Here is a 1,735-nt window from a genome sequence, read left to right on the forward strand (position 1 = left end):
TTCTGCGACAGCAGCCCGCCGTAGCCCAGCGACAGCGAGGCGTTCTCGTTCACCGCCACTTCCGCCCCCGCCTTCAGCACCATCCCGTCGCGCGACACCGGCACGCTGTCCACCACGAACGGCGCGTTGCCGCCGTTGAACCGCAGCCCGGTGCCACGCTCCAGCCCGCCGTACTGGTGTTGCCACCCCAGCTCGCTGCGCAGCGCCACCGTCGTGCCCGGGCTCACCTGCCACTCAGTGTCCGCGCGCAGTCCCAGCGTCGACACCGTCGCGTCGGTGTGCTGCTTGTCGCCGCGCAGCGCCGCTGCGCCGCCGCTTTCCGCAATGCCGTTGTTTTCAAAGTTCACGTACGCCAGGTTGACGAACGGCTCCAGGTTCAGCCACTCGCCCTTCACGCTGTAGCCCGCTTCGGCGAACAGCTGCTCGGTGCGCGCGCTGTACTTCGCCGTGTCGCGGTCCGACTGCATCCCGTAGTTCACCGACCGCTTGGTGTCGATGCGGTGCCAGGTGTAGCCCGCCCCGCCGCGCAGCGCCAGCGCCCCGAACTGCTTGTCGCCGTACGCCGCCAGGTGGTAGTTATCGCTGTCCGCCTTCGACCCGTATCCGCCGTGCAGCGAGGTGCGGGTGTAGCCGGTCGCCACCCCCAGCCGCCAGTCGGCCGCCGCCGCCGAGTCCAGCCCCACCAGCACCCCGTAGGTCGAGGCCTGATAGCCGGTGGCGTTGGCGTCGCCCGACGCATGGTCCCACGCTCCCAGCAACTGCGCCCAGGCGCCGTCCTCGTCCGCCTTGATGGCCGACGAGCTCGCCAGCCCTTCCGCCTGACGCAGACGCCCGTTCAGCGCCTCACGCAGGTAGCGGCTGTCGTTCACCAGCGCCGACGCGATATCCGCATGGATTTGCCCCGACAGCTGACGGAACGCCTGCCGCGCCTCGCCCGCCGTGCCGCTGTTGAGCAGGCTCTCGTACACCGGGTTGCCCGCCGCCAGCGCATCCGCCGCCGCCGCCACCGCCCGTTCGTTCGGCGTCTGCGCCACGCTGGCGAAGCTTGTGCCGTTGCGCCCGACGCTCAGCGTTACCCCGGTCGGCTGGTAGCTCAGCCCGGTGCCGAGGAACAGGTAGTTCGGCGCCACCGCGTCAAACTGTCCGCTGACCCCCTGCTGCGCGCTCAGGATGGTGTACTGCTGGCCCAGCAGGCTGCGCACCTCGCTTTGCGTCAGCAGGTTGCTGCTGTCCTCCAGCGTGACCGCCACCTCACCGCCGCCGATCGTCGCCGCTCCGCTGCTCTGGATCCGATCGTTCTGGCCGTTCGGGCCCACTTCCACCGCATAGCGCGAACCCGGCTCGAAGCTGACGTCGCCGGCCACGTTCAGGGTGCCGATCGAGTTGCCCGGCGCCACGGTGCCGCCGCGGCGGGCGGTCAGCGAACCGACCGTGCCGCTGCCGCCGACGATGCCGCCGCTCTGCACGCTGACGGCCGAGGTGACCGAGCCGTTGATCGCCAGCCGCCCCTGATTGACCAGCGTCGGGCCGGAATAGGTGTTGTTACCGGTCAGCACCAACGTGCCGATGCCCTGTTTGGTCAGGCCGCCATGGCCGGAGATGTCGTTGCTCCAGAAATCCAGGCCGCACAACACATCGCTGCAGACGCGCTCGGTCGGTTTGCCCTTGTCCAGCACCGCGCCGACGCCCGGCAGATCCACTACAAACTGGGTCGGGCCGTAGGCCACGCCCGTCG

At 69.9% G+C, this 1,735-nt stretch carries 1 protein-coding gene; it reads right to left on the minus strand.

All coding sequences use genetic code 11. From position 1 onward, the window contains the following. A partial coding sequence (locus ADK28_RS28575; RefSeq protein WP_048797364.1) for an autotransporter outer membrane beta-barrel domain-containing protein occupies positions 1 to 1,735 on the minus strand: 1,735 nt, incomplete at both ends.

The organism is Serratia sp. 506_PEND (assembly GCF_001076875.1).
GTDB classification, from domain to species: domain Bacteria; phylum Pseudomonadota; class Gammaproteobacteria; order Enterobacterales; family Enterobacteriaceae; genus Serratia; species Serratia marcescens.